We start from the raw sequence: 26,842 nt of genomic DNA, 5'->3' as shown, positions 1-26,842 counted from the left end.
AGAACACAAGCGCAGAGTTTGAAGCGGTATGTTGTTGGGTCCCCGCCATCAAAGAGCGCTGAAGCGCAACAACGTACCTCATAGAGTCGGAACTTTCAGATTTATCCATTTTTATTCTTTCCCTTTAGCGATTGTTTTTGCTTCTGCCGATTCATTGCCTCTTTTTGTTTTTTAACCCGATCGCGACTTTGTCCAACAGAGGATTTTTCCTCTGACTCATCACTTAAATATTTCGCCAAAGAGCTGATGGTTGGATATTTAAACATTTCAATCATTGAAACTTCTCTATCCACCACTTCTCGCAGTTGGCTATGAGCCTGAGCCATCAGTAACGAATGACCACCTAAATCGAAGAAATTATCATCTACACCTACCTTTTCTAATTGTAATATCTGTTGCCAAACTGTGGCAATAGCTTGTTCAATCTCAGTTTGGGGTGCGAGATAAGTTGTTTCTAAATGTGGGTTAATAACATCGGGAGCTGGCAGTGCCTTACGGTCTATTTTACCATTGGGTGTGAGTGGCAAATGATTCACAAACACAAAGTTGGAGGGTATCATATAGTCCGGTAACTTTTGCTTCAGAAAGTCGCGTAAGCTGCCGACTGTTGTGCGTTGCAAAACTTTCAAGAAGCCCTGAGTTTCCAGAAGATAGTCTATGCTTTGTTGAACTAGAATCTGCTGACTCTGGGTGAGGGCGAACTGAATCCCACATTGCGGGCCTTGTCGCCAAACGATCCTACCCTCTAACCATTGCTCCTCACTACAACCAGGTATACGCAGGTACAGACGGAGAGGTTTACCGGGCTGATAATTATCTGGTATTCCTACTACGCAGACACCACGGATCGAAATATCTTCTGTGCGAAGTTTCACCGTAGAAGTTCCATTAAATTCTGCCAGACACTCGCTTTGATAAGGCACTCGTTCTGGTCTGAGGTTGGAAGTAATATAAGCTACTAGGCGCTGGTTGCCGGAGGAATCGTCGCGGTTGATAACTAGAGACTCCTGAATATCTGGGTGTTGGCTCAATACGGCCTCAATTTCTCCTAACTCGATGCGGAAGCCACGAATTTTCACTTGGTGGTCAATGCGGCCTAGAAATTCGATATTGCCGTCAGGTAGATAGCGGGCTAAGTCCCCAGTTTTATAGAGGCGAGAACCCGATTCGTTGCTAAAGGGGTTGGGGATAAAGCGATCGCTAGTTAGTTCGGGTCGGTTGAGGTAGCCCCGTGCTAAACCATCACCACCAATGTATAGTTCTCCGGGTACGCCAATAGGAACAAGTTGTTTTTGAATATCCAGAATATAGACCTGGGTGTTGGCAATAGGCCGACCGATGGGAGGAGACTTGGTGCTATCAGTACATTCGGCGACTGTGGCACAAACTGTCGATTCAGTCGGCCCATAAGCATTAAAGAAGCGACGACCTGGTGCCCACTTAGCCACAAGGTCGGGGGAAGAGTCTTCTCCGGCGACGATAATTGTTCGTAATGCGGGTAGTTCGTCAGCGGGGAGTACCGCCAGCACTGACGGTGGTAACGTCACAGTGGCGATCGCAAAGTCGCGCAATAGCTGAATCAGAGGTGCCCCTGCCAGCAGGGAGTCCCGCGTTCCCATTACTAGCGTCGCTCTCGCCAGCAAGGCCATGATAACCTCCCAGATCGAGGCATCGAAGCTCAAAGAGGCGAACTGGAGGACACGACTGTTCGGTTGCACGTTGAATATCTTAATCTGTGCTTTGGCGAGGTTGCATAGTCCTCGGTGCGCTACCAGTACGCCCTTTGGTCTGCCTGTAGATCCGGAAGTGTAAATCACATAAGCCAGGTTCTTAGAGGTTACGCTGTATCCAGGATTTTCCTCACTCTGTCGCTCTATGATTTCCCAGTCTGTGTCCAGACAAACGATACGCGCTTGATGTTGGGGAAGAGATTCAACTAACCGCGCCTGAGTCAGCAGCACTGCTACTTCGGCATCTTCTAGCATGAAGACCAAGCGCTCTGGGGGATAAGCCGGGTCTAGCGGTACATAAGCCCCGCCAGCTTTGAGAATGCCCAGCAGTCCCACTACCATTTCCAAGGAACGCTCTACACAGATACCCACCAATACCTCTGGCCCCACACCTAAATTCCGAAGGTGATGGGCTAATTGATTCGCTCGTTGATTGAGGTCTTGATAGGTAAGTTGCTCATCTTCAAAGACTAATGCAATAGCATCGGGCGATCGCTCTACCTGTTCTTCAAACAACTGATGTATGCAAACATCTTTAGGATAATCAGTTACGGTATCATTCCACGCCGCTAATTGCTGCCGTTCCCACTCAGTTAAAATAGGCAACTCGCCAATTTTCTGCTCTGGGTTAGCGACTAGGCCTTCGAGTAAAGTCTGAAAATTTCCCAACATTCTACGAATAGTCGCAGCATCAAATAAGTCAGTATTGTACTCAAGGCGACCAATGATGCCCGATGGTCTCTCATCAAGCTCCAGGTAAAGATCGAACTTCGCCGTACTGGTATCGACATCTAGCTGACTAATCGCCCAGCCCGAATCCATTTCGGCAAGCGGGGGTTCAAGGACAAATGCGACTTGAAACAAAGGGTTATAGCTCAGATTACGCTCCGGTTGCAGTTCTTCTACGAGCTTCGGGAAGGGCATTTCTTGGTGAGCATAAGCCCCTAATGTTACCTCCCGCACCCTCATCAGCAGTTCCTCAAAACTAGGATTGCCAGAAAGATCGGTACGCAGTACCAAGGTGTTGAGGAAGTAACCAATCATTCCCTCTAGTTCTTGGCGATTGCGGATGTTGGCGGCAGTGCCCACCGCAATGTCAGTCTGCCCCGTATAGCGGTAGAGCAAGGTTTGGAATGCTGCCATCAAAGTCATAAACAGGGTGACACCTTCTCTACGACTCAGATCCTTAAGCATCTCGGTTAGGCTCAGAGGTAGTTCTAGACATTGCCTCGCACCCCGGAAGGTTTGCACTAGCGATCGCGATCGGTCTGTGGGCAGTTGCAGTGTTGGCAAATCAGCGAGTTGCTGTTTCCAGTATCTCAGTTGATTTTCCAGCACTTCTCCCTGTAGCCATTGCCGTTGCCAGTAGGCAAAGTCCGCAAACTGGATCGACAGTTTTGGGAGGGGCGATGGCAATCCCAAAGAAAAGGTGGTGTAAAGAGTCCCCAATTCCTTCAGAAACAAGCTGTATAGAGAAACAGCATCAATAACGATGTGGTGTATCGTCAGGAACAACCTATAATCTGTCTCGCCCAACTGCATAAGAGTACCCCGCAGCAGCGGCCCTTCGGTAAGGTCAAAAGGCTGTTGCGCTTCCAAAGTACCCAGCCGCAAGGCTTCAGTCTCCCGTTCTGTCTCTGGTAATTCCTCAAGATTCACCACTGGCAAAGCAAAATTAAAAGCATCTTGAATCACCATCACTGGTTGCCCATCTACCACAGCAAAGGTGGTTCGCAAAATTTCGTGACGCTTGATGATTTCGCTGATGCTACGCTCTAGTGCGAAAATATTAACGGAACCAGGCAGGCGAATGGTAATCGGTTCGTTATAGAAAGGTGTATCGGGAGCGAGTTGACATAAAAACCACAGTTGTTGCTGGCTGAAGGACAAAGGCAAGTCCCGATCGCGCGAAATTGCTTGAATCGGCGGAGCCTGGGGTATGGGAGCTTTTTGACTGGCAATTTCCAGATTGTGAGCAAGGTCGGCGACTGTAGCAGACTCAAACAGGGTACGCAACGGTAATTCCACTTGAAAAGTGTCTCGCATTCGAGTTGCAATCTGCGTGACTAGCAGAGAGTGACCTCCTAATTCCAAGAAGTTGTCGCGGATACCAACTCGCTCTAGTCCCAAAACTTCCGCCCAGATGCCTGCTACTACTTCTTCGACAGGAGTTTGAGGTGCTACATAATCTTGTCGTACTTCGGGAATTTTTTTAATGGCCGGTGCTAATAGCTTCTGGCGGTCTATTTTGCCGTTCGGCGTTAGCGGCAAGCTTTTTAGGAATATAAAGCTGGAAGGCACCATGTATTCGGGCAACTTATCTTTCAGGAAGTTACGCAACTTGGCTGCGACGGTGCGTTGCAAAAATTTTAAGAAGCCTTGGGTTTCTAAAAGATGGTCTATACTCTGCTGAATCACAGCTTCTTCAGTGGGTGTCAGAGATAAATCAATTCCCCCCTGATTTCCCTGACACCAAGCGACAGTTCCCTCAAAATATCGCTCTTCGGTATCTCCGGGTAGTACGACGCGCAGGCGGATGTGTTTACCTCTTGACCAATTATCAGGAACTCCGACTACGCCGATGCCACCTACTGATATGTCTTCTATTTGTAGTTTAAAAGTGCGATCGCCGTCAAATTCGGCTAAACACTCGCTTTTGAAGGGTGTGCGTTCGGCGGTGACTTTGGAAACCACATAAGCTACCAAGCGCTTCTGTCCAGGTACATCCTCTTGTGCTGCGACTACTGCTACCTGCACGTCGGGGTGTTGTCCTAGCACTGCTTCGATCTCGCCGAGTTCGATGCGGAAGCCGCGAATTTTCACTTGGTGGTCGATGCGACCTTGAAATTCGATGTTGCCCTCCGGCAGATAGCGACCCAAATCGCCTGTACAGTAAAGGCGATCGCCTGTATGAGGATGAGTGATGAAGCGCTTGTTCGTCTTTTCCTCATCTCGCCAATAACATCTAGCTAAACCGATTCCTCCAATATAAAGCTCCCCGACTTCTCCCTCTTGACACTGCTCCATCGCTTCGTTGAGCACGTAAAACTGTTGGTTGGTCATTGACCGACCGTAAGGGATGCTTTTCCATGCTGGGTCAACAGTTTCGATGGGATATAAAATCGACCAGATAGAAGCCTCGGTTGCACCTCCTAAGCCAATGACCGCAGGGGTTTCAGATTGGTTTGAGTACAAAACCCCACCTGCCCTATCGGGCCCCCTCCCCTTACTAAAGGGAGGGTTGGGGAGGGGTTGATTCAATTCACTCTCGACTAAAGCTTTGATTTGAGCTGGCAAAGTCAGCGGTATCCAATCACCGCTGAGAAGAACTAATCGCAGAGATGAGGGTAAATCTTTGTTATGACTAGCGGCATAATCCACAAGCATCTGCATCAAGGCGGGTGCGGAGTTCCAGATGGTGACTTGTGTTTGCGCGATTAGATCGACCCAGTGAGCGGGATCGGGCGATGCTGACGGTTGGGGGATAACAACCGTTCCTCCAGCAGCCAGCAAGCCGAAAATGTCATATACAGATAGGTCGAAACTGAGCGAGGATAGAGCTAAGACGCGATCGCTACTGCCTACTTCAAAGCGGTTGTTAATATCGAGGAGTGTGTTAACTGCACCGCCATGCTCGATCGCGACTCCCTTTGGTTGACCAGTAGAACCGGATGTGTAAATCACATAAGCTAGATTATCCGGTGTCACCCCGCTGTCTAGGTTTTCTTCTGTGAAGCTATCTAATATTTCTGAATTCCCATCCAAACAGATGACACGCCCTTGGTGTTCGGGAAGAGACTCGACTAAATGCTGTTGTGTCAGCAAAACAGGCGTCTGCGAATGTTCCAACATGAATGCCAGCCTGTTTACTGGATAATGTGGATCTAGTGGCACATAAGCTCCGCCGGCTTTGAGAATACCCAGCAGACCTACCACCATCTCTAAGGAGCGCTCCACGCAGGCTGCAACCAGTACCTCTGGCCCGACACCGAGAGTCTTCAGATAATGCGCCAACTGGTTAGCTTGGGAGTTTAACTCCTGATAAGTTAGCTGCTTCCCTTCAAAGATTACCGCAATAGCTTCAGGCGATCGATCTACTTGGAACTCAAATAGCTGGTGAATGCAAGTATCTTGAAAATTACCTAGCATTTTATTCTTCCTTAGATAGGGAATACTGAGTTTTTTTGAGTTTTTTGCTCCGTTCCCATCCGACTTGCGGAGTCAATAGCAGACCATAACCAACAGGCTTAAATTATTTAAATAAATTGGTAGTCAGGTGAGAGTGATAGCGCCTAGCACCATCCAATAAAGCTAAGCTCGGTAAACTTTTGCTGCCCCATCACCTAATCACTTTATGATATATGTTAATCGCGGTATTTCTGCGATCGCGGTCACTATTTCATCTACATTTAGGTAGGTAGTTGGGCTTTAGCCCCCAAAGAGCGCCCAAGCGCAACTACCTACCTTGGAATCAACCCTTAAGTCAGGTAGGTAGTTGGGCTTTAGCCCCCCAAGCGCTCAGTTCCCTGGTGGAGAGGAATCTCAATCACAGGTAGGTAGTTGGGCTTTAGCCCCCCCCAAGCGCTCAGTTCCCTGGTGGAGAGGAATCTCAATCACGAACTCTGCTCCATGTCCAGGCGCCGAAATACAAGTCAGCCTACCATGATGTTTTTCTACTACAATTTGGTAGCTAATAGCCAACCCCAGACCCGTGCCTGAGCCGACAGGTTTCGTAGTAAAGAAAGGGTCAAAAACCTTCTGCCTTACTTCCTCAGTCATCCCCGCTCCATTGTCGGCAATCCGAATCTCTACTTGGTTAGTATTTATGACACTGGTGCGAATACGAACTTGTGACTTTTTATTGTGAATTGATGCTATAGGAAAAGTCACTAATGATTCCTCTATAGAATCAATCGCATTGCTGAGTATATTCATAAATGCTTGGTTCAGGAAGCCGGCGTAACATTCTATTTCAGGGAGCTGACCATACTCTTTAATAATTTCAATTCCAGGATGGTCTGGCTTAGCTTTTAGCTGATTTTGCAACAGTAGTAGAGTGCTCTCGATCCCTTCATGGATATTTACTGGTTTCATTTCCGCCTCATCCAAGCGCGAGAAATTCCGCAGCGACAAGACAATCTGGCGGATGCGTTCTGCGCCTAGCTGCATCGACTCAAGCAGTCTAGGAAAATCGGAAATTAAGAATTCCATATCGATACTTTCTGCAAAACTCAGAATTTCAGGAGTTGCATTAGGCAATTGCTCCTGATAGAGATTTAGCAACCCCAGTAAGTTATGAAAATAGTCGCTAGCGGGGGTAAGATTGCCGTAGATAAAGTTGATTGGGTTGTTAATTTCGTGAGCGATACCAGCAACCATTTGTCCCAGACTTGACATTTTTTCAGTTTGAATTAGCTGAGTCTGTGTTGCTTGCAATTCTTTTAGGGTGCGTTGAAGTTGAATTGCTTGTTCTCTCAGCAGGCTATTTTTTTGTTTGAGTTCCAGAGTCCTCTCTTCTACTTTTTGTTCAAGCGTTTGGTTGTAATCTTCTAATTGTTCATTAGCTGTTTTCAAGTTTTGAGTAGCGGTTTCCAATCTCCCATAGAGCATGGCATTTTTAAGCGATATAGCTATCTGTGAAGAAAGTATTGTTAATAATTCCAGCCTCTCCATTGTAAAGGCACCAGTTAATATATTATTTTCTAAGTAAATAATAGCAATCAGCTTGCCTTGATTAATAATAGGCATAGATAATATTGACTGGGGTTTTGTTCTTAGGATGTAAGGATCGTTTATGAATCTTTGTGACACTGCTGCATCATTTAAAACCACATTTTGTTTAGCTATGTCCACATAATTAATTATGGAAATGGGCAGATAATCGCTGTCTTCAACTGGTGCTTCTGAACACAATACAACTGCCTCTTTATCCACAGAAGCTTTAGCTTCTATAAATAAACTTCCCTCTTTTTTTAAGATTAAGCAGCCCGTTGTAGCTCCAGCATTTTCCATTACAATTTTAAGTAATTTATCCAGCAACTTATCGAGAACTATTTCCTCAGCCAAAGCCAGAGATGCTTTGTTCACACTGGACAAATCCAAAACCGCCGAACTTCCTCCCGTGGTCGATGTTGTTGTTGTCCTATTAATATCTAGGCCTATGGATTGTCGCATCAGCATCTCGGAAAATACCAAAGGATATCTAGATTCTAAATCTTTAACTTTAGCTGTAGCTCCCCAACGAATATATCCGTAGTAAGCCTGTGTTAGATAAATTTGAGCAAACTTGTCTCTGCCGAGGGAGAAATAAAACTCGGCTGCTAGTTCCGATGCTAGTGCTTGTTCCTGAATGTATCCTTGTTCTTGAGCTCCCTTTATAGCTCGGTCATAATATTCCATTGCTTCTACAATTTGCCCTTGAATGCGTGCTTTCTCCGCCTCCACAAGCTCATACTTATGCTGGAAGTTACACGGGGCATGAAATGCCCATTTCTGCATTTGTTCTTGATTAGCTTCTACTAAGCTGATGTATTGTTGTTGCTCCGAGCTTGAAACGTTGGGATACTCAGCAAGGAGAGCCAGCGAGTAATAAAAGTTGTGAGGAGCAGAAACTACCATGCTCATTACACTGACTGCGTGTTCTGCTGCTAAACTAGCCTTGGCAACAGCATTTTTAGGTTGTCTAAACAGATAAAAGAGAATTGTCTTGGCAAGATAGGTAATAAACAGCAAAATTCTATTGTTAGTTTCAATAAAAACCTGCAATATTTGTGTTTCATTAAAACTCTCGCCAACCAACTGACATTTATCTTCAGCTTGATTTTGAAGATTGAATGTCATTTGGTGAAATATCTTGATGTAGTAGATAGAATAGTCTTGTTTTAGTTTGATGGCTAAATCAAGATATTGCCCTTGCTGCTGCTCTACACTATCTAATCGCTCCCCAGTCAAGAATATGCTAGCGCAATAAATAGTAGCATTATAACCAGCATATTCTATATCTCCAGTTTCTAGTCCACTTTGAAGCCCTTCTCGCAAAGATGTTAATGTGTCTTTAACATGAGCTTTCCAGGGTCTGAGCGTACCATAAAATAAATTGGATACTTTACAGCGAAATTCTCTGACATTAAACTTATCCAGCAGCTTTAAAGCTAGCTGACCTGCATGATATCCGGCATCTATGTCTCCAGTCATCGAATACCTAAAATTGCCATAAAAAGCATATGTAAAAGCCGTTAGTGCTGAATGACCGTATGCAACACAAAGCTTCGTTTGGGTAAGTACAAGCAGTGGCACAAGTTCTGGCTTCACCGTACAAGCAGGAGAGATGACGCTCATCATTATCCTTAAAGCCGCCATTTTATAAGGGTCTGTCATCTCTGGGATATCGTCCAAGTCCGCGAGAGAAGGCAACTCAACGACAAAACCCCCGTCACCCGCTTCATTTGAGAAGGAAACACCCAGCATATCCAACACTTGCAGCCCAGTATCAATGGCTTTTAACATCTGATTTTGAGCCATATAAAACTGGATTTGTAGCTCGTATACTTTCACTCTTTCGAGCAGGGTGTTAGCTTGGCTCACAACAACTTCAGCAAGAGCGGCTGACCTTTCATAATTGGTATTGAGATATTCCGCTTCCACCGCTTCTACATAGAGTGCGAGGGTCAGATCGTAGTTACTCTGCCAAGTGTTTTCTGGTAATAGTTTTAACCCTACTCTTAATTGTGTGACTGCTGCTTCATAAGCTGATGCTGCTTTGGCTTTTCGAGCAGCTATTAAATTTAATTGAGCCAGCTTGTATTTTTCTTCTTGCTCGGTAATGAAATCTACTCCGATATTTAGCTGGTTAACAATATCAAAGACATTTTCTTCTAGGGTGTCTTGATCTGTATTGTGTAACAGTAGTTGACCAATTTTTAGGTGGGTAGTTTTTTGGTTATCAGAAGAAATTAGAGAATAAGCCGCTTGCTGTACGCGATCGTGCAAAAATTTGTAGGCTACTTTGTAAGTATTAATTTCTGATTGGGTTCCTTGACCAGTCCCCATTACCAATGACTCATTACCACTGAAGAGTAAAGGAAGTTTATAGGCACTTTCCCCGATGGGTAAAATTAGACCCGCCTGAAGTCCCTCCCATAAAGCAGATGCCGTTTCTGATATAGATTTTTCACTGACTATTGCCAAAACGTCTAAATTAAAGCGGTTGCCAATACAAGCTGCTAACTTTAAAACTTGCTGGGTGTCGGGAGGCAGTTTTTGAATGTTTCTGGCTATGAGTTCGACGACATTATAATCTGCGATCGCAACACTTTGAATTGCCCCCATATCCCACTGCCATCTGCCAATGCTAAAGTCAAATGTCAACTGTTTTTCTGCGTAAAGGGATGTGAGCAGTTGAGTGATAAAAAAGGGATTACCTTGAGTTTTATTGAAAACTAACTCAGCTAATAACTTACACTTTTCTCTTTCAGTGTTCTTGTGTTTAGCAACCCAACTTTCTCCCTCAATTTCTCCGCGTTGCTCAGCAAAATAAGCAAGAGAGGGAACTGCTGATGAGCTGTTGTCACCCAAGGTATCAGTAACTAATTGATTGACTGTACTAAGTGTCAATGGTTGGAGGACAATATTATTGATTATCGCTCCGCATGAATAAATACTATCTAAAGTCTGCATTAACGGATGAGTTGGGCTGACTTCGTTATTTCTATAGGCCCCAATCACCAATAAATATTGGCTATCTCGGTCAGTAAGTAGCACATGAATCAATTTCAAAGAAGCTGAATCTGCCCACTGCAAATCATCTAAAAATAAAACTAGCGGATGTGCTTTTTGGGTAAAAATATGAATGAATTGTTTAAAGGTAAGATTGAAACGGTTTTGCGATTCACTTGCTCCTAATTGAGAAACTTCTGGTTGCTGACCAACGATCAATTCCAATTCTGGAATAACGTCAATTATAACTTTAGTATTTAACCCTAAAGCATTTAAAATTTTTTGTTTCCAATATTTAATTTTTTCCGAACTTTCTGTTAATAATTGCCGAATGAGTTCTTCAAAAGCTTGAATTAAAGCTGCATAGGGAGTATTCCGTTTAAATTGGTCAAACTTGCCTGCGATAAAATAACCTCTTGCTCCGACAATGGGTTTGTGGATTTCATAAACTAAGCAAGATTTACCTATTCCTGAGTAACCGGAAACGAGCATGAGTTCGGCTGTTCCCGTGCTAACCCGCTCAAAGGCATCCATCAGTGTGGCTACTTGTGCTTCTCGTCCGTACAGTTTTTGTGGGATCAAAAATTGACCGGACTTATCACGCTCACCCGGAATGAAGTTTGAAATATTGCCAGTTTGTTTTAATTGATTTAAACATTGTTCTAGATCCGCTTTGAGACCATAACCACTTTGATATCTATCTTCAGCAGTTTTGGCTAATAATTTCATCACTATGTCACAAATCGCTTTTATAATCTCATCATTTGGAATTTTAAATGTGGGATGAGCGCTGGTATTTTCTACTCTGTTATTTTGCTCTTTTGCCCATATAATTTCCCAGAGGGGGACAGGCTGTTTAGCGATGTGGCAGTGAACTAATTCCATCGGATCTGTAGCCTTAAATGGCACTTCACCGCACAGCATTTCATAGAATGTGATACCTAAAGAGTAAAAGTCGGTGCGATAGTCAATTGAGCGATTCATCCGCCCTGTTTGCTCTGGCGATATATAGGCGAGTGTGCCTTCTAGTAAAGTGGGATGGCTGAGTGTTGAGGTTTCTCTAGACAAGCGCGTGGCAATGCTAAAGTCAGTAATTTTTACGTCGAGCGTAGCAGGAGTAATGATGATATTTGTCGGCTTAATATCTTTATGAATAATTTGGTTGTCGTGCAACTTACCCAGAGCATCTGCTAACTGAATAGCAATTTCCAAAAACTCTTTGAGTTCAAGTTGGCGACCATTCAAAAAGTTTTTGAGGGCTTCTCCTTTTGAATCTTCCAATATCAGTGCTAGACCATTACGATGATTTTCCAATCCATAGGGCTTGACAATACCTTCTAAATTGAGATGTCGGGAGATTTCATATTCATGTCTCAACTGCATAATCTCTTCGAGAGTAGGATAGTCGGCTCTCAAAAGCTTGATGATTACAGCAGTCTGATCAGCTCTCCTCTCGGCGCGATAAACTACTGTATTTAAACCCTCATTAAGTTTCTCTAGAAGCTTGTAATTGGCTTTGATATTCATAATTATTGAACCTATGTTAAAACTATAGTAGTTGATTTTGTGCGAAAGTAAATGTTGGGAAATTTTTGCTAAAACTTTCATTCTTTCTCTAAAAGAGAAACCTGAAAAAAAGTTTTTCGTTAATTACCTTAAAAGAAGTATTAGCTCGGGTAGAATATATGACCCTTTATATCTAAATAGGATACCACACCTCGCCCCTAAGTAGAGAGGGAGAGGCAAAAAAATATAAATAGTCTGTAGGTAGAGGCAGGTTTAGCCCGTAATCATTGCTAGGAAACATTTAGCCTTTTTCAAACCGCCCCTACCCATCTTTGGTGACAGCGATTTTCAACCGTATGAGGTACAGTAACAACAATCAGTCAACCACTTTTTGATAGTTTGAGAGCGATGGAGTCGAATCCGTACAATTACTGACTCTTAGGTGTCACTACTTACGTGTACCCACCGAATGTATATCTTATTTGAGCTTAGACTCTTGTGCTTTTAATCGGATTTAAATCGGGAGAAAAAGGAGACAGGTAAATAACTCGCTTCTCCTACGGCTTCAATCCACGCTTCGGGGTACCCCAGCATATTTCTCATTAACTTATGTTTGGAACCATTGTTGAGAAATCGGAACCGCGCGAGCAATCCCCGCAAGTGAAATACGTTTTAACAACAATCGATCAATTAGTTCTCGTGTCTATTTCTCAATCACTTTATGAATGCGGATGTTCAACGAGTTGCCGATCGCACTTAAGGCACTTAAACAGTTTTTTACTGTTGTGAATGCGACCGTTTTTGACAGTCTGGTAAGAATAACAGTTACGACAAAGAGGCGTAGTCAGGGATAGATTAGCAAGAACCACTGCTAATATACCATCCTTACATCTAGGGCACTACCGGAAAAACCTGGTCTTTTTCCTAATCGCTAGAAAATCACATCAGTGCCATGTGATATTTTGTACATCACTACGATGTATGATTACTTACTTAGCACTACTAAGGTAGTTTATAACTGCTCGATCGCACAATCAACTCACCTTGACTGGGGTCGCGACTGAAAATAAAAGCTCCTTCTTGAGTTTCGCCACTTGACAAAAAATCAATTTGCTGATCGCCGGATTCCAAGACTTCGCCGTTGACGCGCAGTTCGGCAATAATTTGCACGGACTCTGCCGTTTCGCCGCCCGTGTTAGTTACTGTAAACGGCACGTAAAATTGCCCTTGAGTTTCGCGGATTGGCGAGTTGCGAGTAACAGAAATAACCGGAGGTTCCTGCTTTTTAGTTACCCAGTTGTAGAGTACGAGTCCGGTGAGGGTAAAAAGGATGAAGCAGGCGATCGCAAATGTCACCCATTCAGCAGGAGTTCTTTTTTGTTGCTGTTCGTTATTACTTTGACTCATACCGCCAACCTCCCCGCGGCGCCGCCAATAGTCGCCGGCAATCCCAATACTAACGTATAGTTCAACCAAATCGACCACGGGTCGTCAAAACTGAGTTTGTGGAAAAAAAACATCATAAATGCAGAAGCCGCCAGCGACACTAAATACGCCATAACAGTTTCGCTGAGGGGACGCTGAAAAATCCCTTGCTGCTGCTGCCGTTTTGCTTGATAAGTAAAGCCTGCTACAAATACAATACCGTAGGAAATTAGCAGCGAAGCGGCGATAATTGCTAATTGCCTAGGTGGCGAAATACCTGCCGCTAGCATGGGAATTTCGTCAGTTGGGGCGATGTTGAAAGCAATGATCATCGCGCCGATTAAAGTAGCGCCGATATCTGCTAGAGTTGCATTAATGGTAGGTTCCTGTTCGCTGTCTGAACTTTGATAGCGATCGCCACTCAAGAAACCGTTGGCCAGGGCAACTCCCAAGGCAAAGGGCAGGCCTTCAAAGATGATTTTCCCCAGAGTTTCTTGCAGTGGAGTCTCCGGCGTAATTTCCCTGAGCAAAAACAGGATCAAAGCCGCGCAGACAATGCCGATGGCGATCGCTTCTACGGTATCGATTGCAGCATCTAGCCAGCGGATGTCGTTAGTTTTGCGAAAACCTTCAGTGCGAGTCAGCAAGAAAACGACGACAAAAGTAGTTGCGATCGCGATCGACATTTGCGCTGGTTTAGTAGAGGAACCTATCCACCAAACCTCCATCGTATAAAGCAGCGGAATACCGAACAAAAAGCCACCCGATGCACCTCGAATGATGTCGTTTAGTTCATTTGACCACTGATTTTTGCGTCTTTTTGATTTTTTCATGTTTGATTGTAAACGCACCTCAAAAAAGGCAATTTCTAATTTGACATATTTCAAGTGTTATCGTAGATAGCATCTGCACTCAACTTTGTGCATAAGCGATTAAACATCTCATCGTCGCTTTGATTAATTCCGCAATCGGCTCTTTGGCCTCAACAATATCTACTTGATACATAACTCGTACCTCCTTACTGTTAATTTACAATATCATTCTAACTCAATTAGACAACTCCTCTTCCTTCACATAAACAGACTGCAACTCAACCCGTTTAGCCGGACTCGCCGCAATAATTGCATCGATCGCCTTCGCCAAATAAAGGCATGAGTGTCCAACAACAGCCTCATTCCATATACTCCTTAAATTCTTCTAGCGGTTCGTCAAAATCATCGGACATCCAAACCATGCCTTTAGCACTTCCTGCTTGCCGATTCGGTTTAGCTTGTTTGGTAATTCCTACTAATTTTACAAGAGGCTGATTATCTTTACTAATCGCAACTTCTTCACCTATCATCGCCGCTTCGATTAATTCCAGAAGCTTTTCTTTAGCCTCAACTATGTCTAATAAATACATAAATTGGGCCTCCTTAATATCAATTTAGGAATGACAATTAAATAACTTCCACAAGTTTGTGGGATGGGCGTCCCGCCCGTCTTTTTTGGACGGGCGGGACGCCCATCCCACAATAACAATTAAAATTGTAAGTTATTTAATTCGCGATCATTACAACATCACCATTCTAACTCAATTCGATAAATCTTCTGACTCCAAATCCACAGGCTGAAACTCCAAATCACCAGGCTGCAACTGAGCCGGAGTAGCCGGAATCGCTGCAATAATTGCATCGATTACTTTCGCTACGGGAATAATCTCCATCCCCAAATCTGGCACCGGTTGATTCTTAGGAACGATCGCCCTTTTGAACCCCAACTTAGCCGCCTCCCTCAGCCGCAACTCTAATTGCGAAACTGGCCGCACCTGTCCCCCCAAACCAACTTCCCCCAGCAAAACTGTGCGCGCATCGATTACCCGATCGCGAAAACTGGCCACAACGGCGATCGCCACCGCCAAATCCGCAGCCGGTTCGTCCACCTTCAACCCGCCCACCGTCGCCAAAATCACATCTAATTTAGATAAAGGAATCCCCACTCTTTTCTCCAAAACAGCTAAAATTTGCTGCAATCTAGCATTGTCCACACCAGTAGTAGTGCGGCGTGGCGAACCGAAACTTGCAGGGCTAACTAACGCCTGAATTTCTACTAAAATCGGTCGAGTTCCTTCGCAAGTAACAGTCGTCGAAGTACCGGGAGAAAATTCATCTCTATTGCCTAAAAATAACTCCGACGGATTATCTACTTCTCGCAAACCGTTTGCTACCATTTCAAAAACACCGATTTCGTGAGTCGCGCCAAAACGGTTTTTCATCGATCGCAAAAGCCGATGAGAAGCAAAACGATCGCCCTCAAAATAAAGTACAGTATCTACCAAATGTTCCAAAACCCTCGGCCCCGCCAAAGCTCCATCTTTCGTAACGTGACCGACAATAAATAAAGTAATATTTTCCCTTTTCGCCACCTGCATCAAAGCAGATGTACATTCCCGCACCTGAGCCACCGAACCTGGAGCTGATGTTAAACTAGCAAAATAAATAGTTTGAATGCTGTCAATTACCGCCACATTCGGTTTCAGCGACTCCAACTCCCGCAAAACAACCTCTAAATCCGTCTCTGGAAGCAAATAGAAATTCTCCGCTGAATTGTCCTCAAAATCTGTTTTAACTTCCCCGTTACTGCCAGATTTATGTCCGCCATTAGTTGACAAATCAACCGGATTAGCTACACCTAAACGCTGCGATCGCAACTTTACCTGCTGGCCAGACTCCTCCGCACTGACATACAGTATCCTATCCTTGCGGGCCAACATATTCGCCACCTGCAACAGCAGCGTCGATTTCCCGATTCCCGGTTCCCCGCCAATCAACACCAGCGAACCCGGAACAATCCCGCCTCCCAAAACTCGATCGAGCTCCCCGTAACCAGAAGGCCAGCGAGACTGAGTTTGGTCGGAAATCTGCGATAATCTGAAAGATACCCTTGGTTGACCCTTCGACTTATCAGGGGGCGAACCGCCCACTGTCTTAGTTGTCACCCCAGTTAAACCAGCCCGCGGCACACCAGCAGTAGGTTGTTCTAACTGCTCGTCAAAAGAATCCCACTTCTGACAGCTCGGACATCTGCCAAAATATTGTGGTGAATCATAGCCGCATTCCCGACAAATATATTGTATTCGAGGCTTAGGCATTGTTTTATGATAAATAGTCACCCTTAAAATTTGGAAAAGTCTGAGTTAAAGCAATTATCAAGCTTTCAGACCGATCCCCACACAGGATTCAATTTGTGTCTTCTATGATAGGGTACAAAAAAATAACATTATCTGAAATGTAACTTAAGGAGTGCTCGGTAACTTGGAAAACCATAAAGAAAAAATTCTGGTAGTCGATGACGAAGCCAGTATCCGCCGCATTCTGGAGACTCGCCTTTCCATGATTGGCTACGATGTCGTCACCGCTGCTGACGGCGAAGAAGCTCTCGAAACATTTCGCAACACCGAACCCGACTTAGTGGTTTTGGACGTGATGATGCCGAAGCTAGACGGTTACGGCGTCTGTCAGGAGTTGCGTAAAGAGTCAGACGTACCCATCATCATGCTAACTGCTTTGGGAGACGTAGCCGATCGCATCACCGGTTTAGAATTGGGCGCAGACGATTACGTCGTCAAACCTTTCTCTCCCAAAGAACTCGAAGCCCGCATCCGTTCGGTACTGCGCCGGGTTGACAAAAACGGCGCCTCGGGAATTCCCAGTTCTGGAGTCATCCACGTCACCAATATTAGGATTGACACCAACAAGCGCCAAGTTTACAAGGGCGACGAACGAATTCGGCTCACGGGCATGGAATTCAGCCTGTTAGAACTGCTTGTCAGCCGTTCTGGAGAGCCTTTTTCGCGATCAGAAATTTTGCAGGAAGTGTGGGGATACACGCCCGAACGCCACGTAGACACCCGCGTAGTGGACGTTCACATCTCGCGGCTGAGGGCAAAGTTGGAAGACGACCCCAGCAATCCCGAATTAATTCTCACCGCCCGCGGCACAGGCTATCTTTTCCAGCGAATTGTCGAAATTGGAGAAGTAGGATAAAGTCAGTTGGCAGTTGGCAGTTGGCATTAGTTAAATTACCAACTACCAATTACCAATGACTAATGACTAATGACTAAATCTGATCCCAATAAAGTTTTGCGGCAATTGCCCTTAGTTGCAGGAGGGTTAGCAGGTACGCTGCTAATGGTCAACCGCTTGCTGACACAGCAAATTACAGATTCTCAAGCTCGATCGGACGCTTTGGGAGTAATCATCAGCGCTTTGCTGATTTTAACAGGTTTGCTGTGGCAGCAGGTACAAGCGCGATCGCCCGATTCCGTAAAACTTATCGGCGAAGAAGGTTTTGAATTTGCGCCGGATTTGCCGGATGCCGTGAAAATAGAATTAGCCTGGGCGTCGCGTTTGCTGTTGACAAATACCGCCACAAGGTCGATCGTAATTGTGTATCAGGGAAAAGTCCTATTGCGGCGCGGCATTTTAGGCATCAATCCCGAAGTCAAACCAGGGCCTATATTGCAGCGAGTGTTCGACAAAAATAAACCAGTTTATTTAGTAAATCTCAATATTTATCCCGGCAAAATTGAATTTGACTATTTGCCAGAAAATACCCAAGGAGTCATCTGTCAACCTATCGGCAGCCAAGGCGTTTTAATCTTAGGTGCTAACGCGCCCCGCAGCTACACCAAACAAGATGAAAACTGGATTGAAGGCATTGCCGACAAACTAGAAAATACCATCAATCAATTTTAGATTTTAGATTTTAGATTTTAGATTTTAGATTTTGGATTCTAGATTTTAGATTTTAGATTTTAGATTTTAGATTTTAGATTTTAGATTTTAGATTTTAGATTTTAGATTTTAGATTTTGGATTTTAGATTTTGGATTGTGGATTGCACAATGCCAGCTCTATCAAGGTGCGACCCTCTTCGAGGGCTGCGCTAACGACGAATTTGCCTCATTCTAGGTGTTGGTTATCGGCAATAAACAAGATTTATTACCGATATCTTTTGAAAAGAAGAAGAGGGAGCGCTCCCCCAACGAAATTTCCCGAGTTTGAGGGTCTTCTTAACCACTCCAGAGCGGGCTGCGTGTACAGGGCGCATCTTAGTGCTCAACAACGCTCTCCGGGTGCGCTGCACCTTACTAGCTCAAAACTCTCAACTCAAAACTCAAAACTACTAGCGAGCCCAATCAGTACCGCGCCAGATCGTAAAAAACAAAACACTAGAAATCAGCGCGCCCAGCAGCCACTTAATAGCATTTTTAAATAACCCCAAGCGCTGACTTGACTGAACCGCAGCACTTTGCGTCTGTAACCGTTCCTTAGCCGGAGTAATTCTCGAAAGAATTTGCTCTTTCAATTGCTGTGGGTTTTGTGCATCCGCTTGTACCCCCAAACGGGTAAGTTCCCCCGCCAAATTCCTTAAATCTTCAGGACTACCCTTATTCAGCCGATCTTCCACCTGCTGCAACTGAGCTAATTGTTGGTTTGCTTGAGTATTAATTTGCTGGTTGTTTTGGTTGTTGACGTAGATAGTGCCAAAAATTCCCAAAGGCAACATCAATAGAAAAACCAGACCTAGCAGCAGACATACCCAAGACAAAACCTTCAAAAAAACCTCTTCCAAACCTCTGCGGTCGTAACCTTCGCCAAAAAATATCAGCGCCATTGCCAGTAAAGGAACGGGCACCCGTTCCACTACTGCCCCAATCGTCTGCAATTCCCAGAGACGATTGCCAAAATTGGCTGGTATAAGAACTGCGATCGTATCTAATACAGACAAAATTAATAGACCGTAGCCAATCCAACGCAGTCTGTAGATAGAAAAACCTTGTTCGCCTTGTAAGTCATTCATAAAATAATCAGAGTTGTTGTTAAGAAAAATCTCTCTTGACCCCGCCCAAGAACGGATACAAGTCCCCGACAACAGTCGTGGAGAGTCAAAAATTTTAGACTTTTGTTCCAGCTTCCAGATTGTCCTTTGGAGTAAATCTAAAAGCTAAAAGCTAAAAGCTAAAAGCTAAAATCGACTGAATCGAGTCAAGGCTCGGGGAATCGCGGCTGCCACCACTCATACCAAGAAACCCAAGCATTCTCTAGAATTTTTTTGGCATCTTCTGGAGTTGTTTTATCCAAAGGCACAGACATCTGAGTCCACAAACAGCGCCGGTCTTGAATATTTCCCCTACCCAACAACCAAAACAGAATGCGGTTCGGCTGCCAATCGCTAGTATTTCGATTATATCTAAACTGTTGGGAAGTGATTGTAGCACCGCCCCGAGGATTGATACACGAGCTCAAATACAGTCGATTTTGCTGTTGCAAAATTCCGTGAAACCCCGCGCCTTGAGTGTTTACTAATGCTAGTTTACCAGGAGACGACTTGAGAACAGTATGTCCTTTCATCATACCTTCCACATCCCCAATGGTGTTTACCGCATAGCGCATCTCTATTTCTAGAGCTGTGCTATTTTTTTGATATTCATATTTCCTGGCCGCTTTGAATTCTGAATTGTCGCTAAGTTTCAGGGGCGCGCTCTTGTTTAGTTTCCAATCGGCTAGAGGCACCGACTCGGGAAACTCAAACGGGGTTGCCACATTCTTGCCGTCCGATGGATAGAAAACCAATTTTCCGGCAACCAACAAAACCCCTCCCAAAGTAACAGCCAACAGGGAAAGCCTAAGTGGTTTCCAAGAGGTAATAGCCATTAGCAATTCTGTCCTTCCTTATTTGGGGGTTGGTCTTTCAAAATTGCAAACCAGCAGAATAACCCGAAAATAAATACCGCAATCATAGAAAAGATTACCGAACCATTTCCTGCGTGCCAGTATTTAAATGCTTCGGGTTGAGATAGCGATACCAGCACGGCCATGAGAGCAACTCGCGCGGCATTCACTACAAATGCAGTTATTATTGCCACGAGTGGTACTACAATTTTTTGACCCACCGTGGTAGGGAACATCAACAAGAATACCAAAGCCATTCCTAACAATTGTAGCATTGCATTCACCCCCGAGCAGCCGTGATAAACTTCTACGCTGCCCTTTTCCAGAATTAGCAAAACCCCTTTCCGCACAACTTCAAAGCCTAGATAGTGCAGGAGGAAAGCTGAAAATTTTGCTGTTAATAGGGCGACATCAACGAATACTCCGATAAATCCGGGAGGAATAGCTGTATACGCAAGAATTAAAAGTTCCTGCCAATATTGTTTCACTCCTTTTGTGCCGGAAGCCAGCAATGCGAGACTGATGGCAGACAAAAAAGGCGTTGCTCTGATAAAAAAGTCGTATCCAGATATCGACGAACTTTTGAGCAAGATTAAAGCAATTAACGATACCCCAAATAAGCTGCTGAAAACTCCGCTTTCAAAAGTTAAGGATTCGTGCCTTTCCCAAATGAGAAATGCTACGACTCCCCAAAACAGGAACATTGTGCCGAACAGGTCAGTGTCGTTTGTTCTTGAAGTCAGAGTTAGGTGCAGGGCAATCAAACCGGAGGCGATGCCTAACAGCCAGTATTTAGGTTCTTGGACGTGCTTGAGCCAGTTTATTTCAGTCATTGCTGCTTTTTGTTTTTCCTAAAAGCTTCTAAAATGCTTAATCTTGTAACTCTATTAAAATTATCAGCTACAAACACTTGAATTTATGCGTTTCGGATGATTTTTAACTAAATCTTCACAATGATTGACAATGGCGAATGTGTGTGATAGTTACCTCCACCTAATTAAATCTGAAGTTAGGCGCAAAGATTAAAGAAAACAGGTTTTTTAACTCTGATCGATCGCACTCAACTAAAAATTTTCCTTTCTCTAACCCGGTTTCGGCGTCGGGAGTTTAAATGTAAAGCTTGAAGGCAAGACAGAAACCTTTCTGGACGCACTCTTGAGCTGGAAAACCAGTTTTTTACTGGTTCTGGTTTTTGGTAGCCCGTGCGTCCAGGGGAGATTAATTAGAGTAGACTTTCCGGTAGTAAGTTTGATATTCCTCGGAAAGCAGGGGTTCCCACCACTGGCGATGGGCTAAGTACCATTCTACAGTCTGCCGCAAACCTTCTTCAACGGTTACTGAGGGAGTCCAACCTAACTCAGTTTTAATTTTGTTGGCATCAATAGCATAACGCCGATCGTGCCCGGCTCTGTCTTTGACAAATGTGATCAATTGTTCGCAAGGACGGGCGGGTAAATCCTCAGCTAATTCGTCCATTAGCTGACACAGCATTTTTACTAAATCGAGATTTTTTACCTCGTTGTTGCCGCCAACATTGTAGGTTTCCCCAGGCTGACCACGGTGAATAACGGCATCTAAAGCGCGGCAGTGGTCGAGAACATAGAGCCAATCTCGCACGTTTTGACCGTCGCCGTAAACTGGCAGCGGTTTGCCCAATAGCATATTGATGCACATTAATGGAATGAGCTTTTCTGGGAAGTGATAGGGCCCGTAATTGTTTGAACAGTTGGTGATAATTGTCGGGACGCCGTAGGTGTGGAAATAAGCGCGGGCGAGGTGGTCGCTACCAGCTTTGGAAGCTGAGTAGGGACTGTTGGGCGAGTAGGCAGTTGTTTCTGTGAAGGCTGGGTCATCGGGGCCGAGACTACCGTAAACTTCGTCGGTAGAAACGTGGAGAAAGCGCATTTGTGCTTTGAGAGATGCCTCATCAATTGCTTCAAAATGCTTGCGGAAGGCTTCTAAAAGCGTGAAGGTTCCGACAACGTTTGTTTGAACAAAGGCGGCAGGCCCGATAATTGACCTGTCAACGTGGGATTCTGCGGCAAAGTGCGCGACTGTGGTGATGTTTTCTTCTTTGAGCAAGGTATCGACTAAGGTACGATCGCAAATATCCCCCTGCACAAACCGAAAATTTTCGCCTCCTTCCAAAGTTGCCAGGGTTTGTCGGTTTCCGGCGTAGGTTAAAGCGTCGAGTACGATTACTCGATCGCCCGGATAGCTACTGCACCAGTGATGCACAAAATTCGAGCCGATAAATCCAGCCCCGCCCGTCACCAACAATCGGCGAGGATCTCGCTCCATGCCTTGAGTCGCGTTGTCTGTCATAAAAATAAGAGTTATTCCAATAACTAAGCCTTTACAAAAGTAGCCTTAAAAGTAGTTTGTCACCAAGTGTTTGCTGCCATGTAACTAAATTTTCTACTGTCTTACCTCAGATTTTCTAAGTTGGGCGCGATCAAAGTATTGGTTCACAAAACTTTAACTTGTAACGTTTTTTTAGCCGAAACGCTTACACAGCAAACATTCTAAATGTTTAAGCGGGCAATTTTAAATTTGAATTGCGTGAGGCTATAGCTGACATTTGCGATCGATCCGCGATTTGGACGGCGCGCCGAGTTGATAGATTTGTAAAGAGCTGTTACCATTAATTTTTTCATTATCCTTTACAATCTCCAGAGCACCATGAAGAAGTTTCAAGTGTTAGCTGGCCTTGCTTCCGTCGTCGCGATCGCAAGCAGCATCGCGATAGGTGACGCCGCATCTGCTTTCCCCTCTCCCTACAGCAAATCTGGGGCGGCTAAATCTGGTTCTCCGACAACGATCCTAGGTTCCGGCGGCTCGGAGCGAATGAATCCGTGGAAATCTTACAAAACAGCAGCTCTCGGTTTCCTCGGTTTGGCGGGAGTTTTGGGTGGCGGTGCGGCCTACATGAGCTACCGCGCCGGCAAGCGCGCTTCTGCTGCTTGCGCTGCGATGACCGATAATTTTGAAGTTTTTGAAGAGTCGATCGATCCGATCGCAGATGCAGGTGTTTCTGAATACCTGGAAGTTCCGGCGTTGCTCGATTTGGCGGCGGCGGGTGCTGTAGCTGAGTCAGCAGATGCGGTTGCAGCCGTTCGCGAACACCCAGAAGCTCCGGGCGGTGAGCTGGATTTGCCGGTTTCGCCAGTTGCCGAGTTGAGTTCTGAAATTGCGAGCGAACAAGTCCAAAGCGCGATCGTCAAATAGTTATCTCAAACCCAAGTATTCGCTCAGCAAACCTCCAATCTTGCACGATTGGAGGTTTTTTGCGGCAAAGTTATCTACCCCTACAATTTCTTGTCATTGCGATCGCGAAGCACTGCAAACAATTGACCGATTAATCGATCGCACACAATATCATATTCCGGCGAAGCAAACGAATGCCGAATTAATATCTATTTTAAAAAGTCTTGCTACAATCCTCAAATTTTTACCCATTATTATTAAAAATCGTAGATACCCGTCAGGACAAGGCAGTTCCGTTTCCCTACTGTATTTGATCCGATTGAAAACTGCTATAAAATTAGATGACTCAAAGCAAGACAGTACGCTGCCGAGGCGATCGCTAAAAATACTCTTCAGATCAATCTGAGGGTAGACGGCAAAAGTTCAAATCGCCTGCTACGGTGGGAAATATAGCCCTACAGATTACAACTATAGGTTATGAATGCTTGGCGCGATCGATTCAATCAATTTACAGGTCAAACTAGATTGGCAGTTTGCCGGGTGTTCGTTCACCTAACAGGCGAAGAAGTTGCACCGCTGTTAGGAGTTCTCAACCACACCGCCAGAAAAGCAATTGATGCCGATGGCAACCTAGCAGTTTTAGGAGAAGGTCTTGTAGAAATTTGCAATCACCTGTTGCAATACGACAACTACTGGCAAGCAGCCGCCAATGAAGGCGATGTTTTTTGGAAGGAAGGCGAAGCCGGCGATTATGTGGATGAACTTTTCACTGATTCAGCCGATCGCTATCTCAGTGAGCCTCAATACAGCACATCTGTTTACGATAAAAAAGCCCCCTTGTCTTTGCCGGTAACTAGAAATGTCGTAGTGATGCTGACAGTTGCTTATGAAGGCGAAGTTCCTGCCCTAGAAACTGACCTAGCTGACATCAGCGCGTTGAAAGTCGGTTTAAAAGCCCTGATTAATTTACATTACCAAGAAAGGCTCCGAGCTGTGCAAGTTCACTTTTCTCCCGCCCAGTTGGGAGACGAACTTACCAACGACCAAGTGTTGGTCAATTTCCCCGAACTTATTCCCCTTTAAAAACTAGAAAAATCCCCAGTAGAAAAGCGAATCGGCGCAGGGGGGAAGAGAATTAGCTGCTACAAGAACGATGTCCACTCCCAGCGGATGAGAAGAAAAGAGGGAAAATAACAAAGATTTGTAGTGATGACGGAATTCCTCAAGCTGGGAATAAATAAGGACTCAAGTCCTGACGGCGAGCTGAATTGGCGATCTGATTTCAATCGAGTCGTTGATAATTACTACCAATTACCTTGATTCAGGACACGCAATTCACAGAACCAGGGCTAGAAGTTGTTTGCTTCTTCCTTCTTGCTTACTAATTACCAATTACTATTTATGATGCTGCGAAAACTGACAATTTATTTAATGGCTTTAACTTTTTTGTGGACGGCAACCGGCTGCGGTTCACCTCGCACAGAAACTTATACAAATCCTGCTGGCAATCCAAATATTAACACAGTGCGTCCTGCACCAAATAATAACTTGAGTCAAGGTCAATATCCCGTACAGCAAGCTACCTACGACGATGCGGATGGCGAATACAGTTTAATGTTGCTCAATACTCCCGGTGGCAGTCCCCCAGTTTACCGCACTAGGGATTTGCAAATGGCTCGCTTAACAGAGGAAGAAATATCGGCAGGCAAGAAAAGTTATCTCAATCTGGATAACAATCAAGCGGTTTTGCATTTGACAGAAGATTTTAAAATTGAGTACGTTCACAACGTGACTGAAACTGTCAATAACCCTCAAACCGGTCAGCCCCAAACCGTAGTAGTGAGACAGCAATCAGGCTTCTGGGCACCGTTTGCTGGGGCTATAGCCGGTCAGGCGATCGGCAGTTTGTTATTTAGACCGCAATATTATATGCCGCCAGTCTATCAGCCGGGAATTATGACAGGATATGGGGGGTATGGCAATACTTACAGCCAAGCTGTTAACCAATATCAAACTCGCTACCAAACTCCGCCTCATGAGGTGAGAAACCGTCAAGTTTTAAGGACGACCGGCCGCTTGCGATCGCCCACATATAACCAGCCAGTAAGACCCTCAGCACGGCCAAATGGCAATCGATCGACCGGTTCGGGTTACGGTGGCAGCACTTTGAGGCGAGCTCCCAACTCAACTTCCCCGCAGCAAAGGCGAAGTCCGAGTTTTGGTAGCGGCAGGAATTCTCGTCAACCGAGTCGGACTCGCTCTTTCGGGAGTAGAAGGCGCTGAGTTGAAGATTGCAAAAATCAGCAACTGACATCGGTAAAAGTTGATTTTATCTATCCTCTGGATGCCACGCCGTCGCAGGTATTGAGAGTGAGAACTTTGGAATAGTTGATTTAGCCTTCTCTGTTTCCCCCAGACTAAAAAAATATGTGATTTAATTTCTACATTGATATGTAGGTGACAAGTATGTCTTCTTCACAACCCCCGTCAGGGGAAAGAAATCCTCTAGGATTGGATGAATTGATTGCGATCTTGGTTGCCTTCGGCACGATGGGAGCAATTTTATTTTGGGTAACAGGTAAAAATCCCGATCGATTGAATGCCAGAAGTTGGCAATTTCCAGCCGTTTTTTCTCAGCCTGCTGTTACACCCGCGAGCCCGGGAATATTAACGCCCGCGGCGCCGAATTCGGATGTGCGATCGCCCGCTACAACGCTCATTCCTTCACAACGGGAAGTCGCACCTGTGGCACCTTTAGGACCGGTTTTACCGGAAAATCCTCCGGTGGGTGTAATCGTTGTTCCTCCCAAGCCAATTGCGCGATCGACTCCTGCTCCAGCAACGACCAAACCGAAAGCAGCTAAAGCCAAAGTTGGGCCAGGTAGATTCTCCGATGTTGCAGACAAATATTGGGCGCGTCCGTTCATTGTCGCTTTAGTCGATCGGAAAATTTTTGCTGATTCCACCGACAACAAATTTCGCCCCGACGAACCGATGACGCGAGCCGAACTAGCGCGATTAATTCAGCGAATGTCCGAGGACAAAAAGCCGATCCGAAAACCGATTGATTTTAAAGACGTAAAAGATAAGAACCCTGCCGCTCCTGCGATCGACCACACCGTCAAAGCTGGATATCTTAAAGGATACCCAAACAATGAGTTCCGTCCCGACAAAAATATTCCCCGCGTCGAAGTCATCGCAGCATTGGCAAGCGGTTTAAACCTGAAACGGTCAGCGAAAGCAACCAAAACTTTACAGGTTTATACAGACAGCGCAAAAGTGCCGAAATGGGCAGTTAACAAAGTAGCAGCAGCCACCGAAGCTGGCATTGTTGTTAACCACCCGAAGCGCACACTTTTGCAGCCTAATAGAACAGCAACTCGCGCTGAAGTAGCAGCCATGATTTACCAAGCTATGGCAAAAAAAGGTCAAGTACCTGCTAAGTCTTCTGAGTATGTTGTGAAGCCTTTAAAGTTGTCCAAGTAATATTTTAGGGGCGTTGCTCAGAGCAACGCCCCACAATAACATTTAATCGCTCTTGTTT

The 26,842-nt window shown here is 45.0% G+C and carries 17 protein-coding genes; 7 read left to right on the top strand and 10 right to left on the bottom strand.

Annotation, left to right across the window (positions count from 1 at the left end; all coding sequences use genetic code 11):
* Positions 1-101: 101 nt before the first annotated feature.
* From QUA40_RS04085 to radA, 6 genes are all read right to left on the bottom strand, one after another.
* Positions 102-5,879 carry an amino acid adenylation domain-containing protein gene (locus QUA40_RS04085; RefSeq protein WP_333121986.1) on the bottom strand — a complete coding sequence of 1,926 codons (5,778 nt, stop codon included), beginning with the start codon at positions 5,877-5,879 and terminating at the stop codon, positions 102-104.
* A 393-nt stretch (positions 5,880-6,272) separates the two neighbouring features.
* Positions 6,273-11,972 (bottom strand): AAA family ATPase, encoded by a 5,700-nt coding sequence (locus QUA40_RS04080; protein WP_333121984.1) that lies wholly within the window; start codon positions 11,970-11,972, stop codon positions 6,273-6,275.
* Between the two features lie 981 nt (positions 11,973-12,953).
* Positions 12,954-13,358, bottom strand: coding sequence for a TIGR02588 family protein (locus tag QUA40_RS04075; RefSeq protein WP_333121983.1), 405 nt, complete (start codon positions 13,356-13,358; stop codon positions 12,954-12,956).
* Complete coding sequence (locus QUA40_RS04070; RefSeq protein WP_333121982.1) at positions 13,355-14,209, bottom strand: TIGR02587 family membrane protein; 855 nt, start codon at positions 14,207-14,209, stop codon at positions 13,355-13,357. Before QUA40_RS04070 ends, QUA40_RS04075 begins: the two co-directional genes overlap by 4 nt.
* Positions 14,210-14,547: 338 nt before the next feature.
* The gene (locus tag QUA40_RS04065; RefSeq protein WP_333121981.1) at positions 14,548-14,778 is read right to left on the bottom strand and encodes a type II toxin-antitoxin system prevent-host-death family antitoxin; all 231 of its coding nucleotides are present in this window, start codon (positions 14,776-14,778) and stop codon (positions 14,548-14,550) included.
* Between the two features lie 171 nt (positions 14,779-14,949).
* Positions 14,950-16,506: a DNA repair protein RadA gene (gene radA / locus QUA40_RS04060; RefSeq protein ID WP_333121980.1), complete on the bottom strand. Its 1,557-nt coding sequence runs from the start codon at positions 16,504-16,506 to the stop codon at positions 14,950-14,952.
* Between the two features lie 163 nt (positions 16,507-16,669).
* Here radA and rpaB point away from each other — a divergent pair, with 163 nt between their 5' ends.
* Together rpaB and QUA40_RS04050 are read left to right on the top strand one after the other, a co-directional pair.
* Positions 16,670-17,401: a response regulator transcription factor RpaB gene (gene rpaB, locus QUA40_RS04055; RefSeq protein WP_071587789.1), complete on the top strand. Its 732-nt coding sequence runs from the start codon at positions 16,670-16,672 to the stop codon at positions 17,399-17,401.
* A gap of 69 nt (positions 17,402-17,470) precedes the next feature.
* Positions 17,471-18,112: a cofactor assembly of complex C subunit B gene (locus QUA40_RS04050; protein WP_333121978.1), complete on the top strand. Its 642-nt coding sequence runs from the start codon at positions 17,471-17,473 to the stop codon at positions 18,110-18,112.
* A 429-nt stretch (positions 18,113-18,541) separates the two neighbouring features.
* Here QUA40_RS04050 and hpsJ-A read toward each other — a convergent pair whose 3' ends face one another.
* The 4 genes from hpsJ-A to rfbB form a co-directional block, all read right to left on the bottom strand.
* Entirely contained in the window at positions 18,542-19,219 is a 678-nt protein-coding gene (gene hpsJ-A / locus QUA40_RS04045) for an HpsJ-like protein, cyanoexosortase A-associated (protein WP_333121977.1), read from the bottom strand.
* A gap of 185 nt (positions 19,220-19,404) precedes the next feature.
* Entirely contained in the window at positions 19,405-20,073 is a 669-nt protein-coding gene (locus QUA40_RS04040; protein WP_333121976.1) for a cyanoexosortase A system-associated protein, read from the bottom strand.
* On the bottom strand, positions 20,073-20,924 hold the full coding sequence (gene crtA / locus QUA40_RS04035; protein ID WP_333121974.1) for a cyanoexosortase A: 852 nt from the start codon (positions 20,922-20,924) through the stop codon (positions 20,073-20,075). The genes QUA40_RS04040 and crtA overlap by 1 nt, the downstream gene beginning before the upstream one ends.
* A 385-nt stretch (positions 20,925-21,309) precedes the next feature.
* Positions 21,310-22,416, bottom strand: coding sequence for a dTDP-glucose 4,6-dehydratase (gene rfbB / locus QUA40_RS04030; RefSeq protein ID WP_333121972.1), 1,107 nt, complete (start codon positions 22,414-22,416; stop codon positions 21,310-21,312).
* A gap of 357 nt (positions 22,417-22,773) precedes the next feature.
* Between rfbB and QUA40_RS04025 the strand changes: the two genes are divergently transcribed.
* From QUA40_RS04025 to QUA40_RS04010, 5 genes are all read left to right on the top strand, one after another.
* Positions 22,774-23,319: a hypothetical protein gene (locus tag QUA40_RS04025; protein WP_333121971.1), complete on the top strand. Its 546-nt coding sequence runs from the start codon at positions 22,774-22,776 to the stop codon at positions 23,317-23,319.
* Positions 23,320-23,775: 456 nt separating this feature from the next.
* Entirely contained in the window at positions 23,776-24,381 is a 606-nt protein-coding gene (locus QUA40_RS04020) for a DUF1517 domain-containing protein (protein WP_333121969.1), read from the top strand.
* 318 nt (positions 24,382-24,699) lie between these two features.
* Positions 24,700-25,581 carry a hypothetical protein gene (locus QUA40_RS04015; protein ID WP_333121968.1) on the top strand — a complete coding sequence of 294 codons (882 nt, stop codon included), beginning with the start codon at positions 24,700-24,702 and terminating at the stop codon, positions 25,579-25,581.
* 24 nt (positions 25,582-25,605) lie between these two features.
* Entirely contained in the window at positions 25,606-25,686 is an 81-nt protein-coding gene (locus tag QUA40_RS28935) for a DUF3370 family protein (RefSeq protein ID WP_445301120.1), read from the top strand.
* A gap of 78 nt (positions 25,687-25,764) precedes the next feature.
* Entirely contained in the window at positions 25,765-26,784 is a 1,020-nt protein-coding gene (locus QUA40_RS04010) for an S-layer homology domain-containing protein (RefSeq protein ID WP_333121967.1), read from the top strand.
* The last annotated feature ends 58 nt before the right edge of the window (positions 26,785-26,842 follow it).

It is taken from the genome of Microcoleus sp. Pol11C3, from assembly GCF_036701485.1.
Classification (GTDB): domain Bacteria; phylum Cyanobacteriota; class Cyanobacteriia; order Cyanobacteriales; family Microcoleaceae; genus Microcoleus.
This window is presented reverse-complemented; position numbering and strand designations above follow the sequence as displayed.

What these genes read in the sequence shown, in the direction of transcription:
- QUA40_RS04085 (WP_333121986.1), bottom strand. Translation starts at nt 5,879, where the DNA reads ATGCTAGGTAATTTTCAAGATACTTGCATTCACCAGCTATTTGAGTTC.
- QUA40_RS04080 (WP_333121984.1), bottom strand. Translation starts at nt 11,972, where the DNA reads ATGAATATCAAAGCCAATTACAAGCTTCTAGAGAAACTTAATGAGGGT.
- QUA40_RS04075 (WP_333121983.1), bottom strand. Translation starts at nt 13,358, where the DNA reads ATGAGTCAAAGTAATAACGAACAGCAACAAAAAAGAACTCCTGCTGAA.
- QUA40_RS04070 (WP_333121982.1), bottom strand. Translation starts at nt 14,209, where the DNA reads ATGAAAAAATCAAAAAGACGCAAAAATCAGTGGTCAAATGAACTAAAC.
- QUA40_RS04065 (WP_333121981.1), bottom strand. Translation starts at nt 14,778, where the DNA reads ATGTATTTATTAGACATAGTTGAGGCTAAAGAAAAGCTTCTGGAATTA.
- radA (WP_333121980.1), bottom strand. Translation starts at nt 16,506, where the DNA reads ATGCCTAAGCCTCGAATACAATATATTTGTCGGGAATGCGGCTATGAT.
- QUA40_RS04050 (WP_333121978.1), top strand. Translation starts at nt 17,471, where the DNA reads ATGACTAAATCTGATCCCAATAAAGTTTTGCGGCAATTGCCCTTAGTT.
- hpsJ-A (WP_333121977.1), bottom strand. Translation starts at nt 19,219, where the DNA reads ATGAATGACTTACAAGGCGAACAAGGTTTTTCTATCTACAGACTGCGT.
- QUA40_RS04040 (WP_333121976.1), bottom strand. Translation starts at nt 20,073, where the DNA reads ATGGCTATTACCTCTTGGAAACCACTTAGGCTTTCCCTGTTGGCTGTT.
- crtA (WP_333121974.1), bottom strand. Translation starts at nt 20,924, where the DNA reads ATGACTGAAATAAACTGGCTCAAGCACGTCCAAGAACCTAAATACTGG.
- rfbB (WP_333121972.1), bottom strand. Translation starts at nt 22,416, where the DNA reads ATGACAGACAACGCGACTCAAGGCATGGAGCGAGATCCTCGCCGATTG.
- QUA40_RS04025 (WP_333121971.1), top strand. Translation starts at nt 22,774, where the DNA reads ATGAAGAAGTTTCAAGTGTTAGCTGGCCTTGCTTCCGTCGTCGCGATC.
- QUA40_RS04020 (WP_333121969.1), top strand. Translation starts at nt 23,776, where the DNA reads ATGAATGCTTGGCGCGATCGATTCAATCAATTTACAGGTCAAACTAGA.
- QUA40_RS04015 (WP_333121968.1), top strand. Translation starts at nt 24,700, where the DNA reads ATGATGCTGCGAAAACTGACAATTTATTTAATGGCTTTAACTTTTTTG.
- QUA40_RS04010 (WP_333121967.1), top strand. Translation starts at nt 25,765, where the DNA reads ATGTCTTCTTCACAACCCCCGTCAGGGGAAAGAAATCCTCTAGGATTG.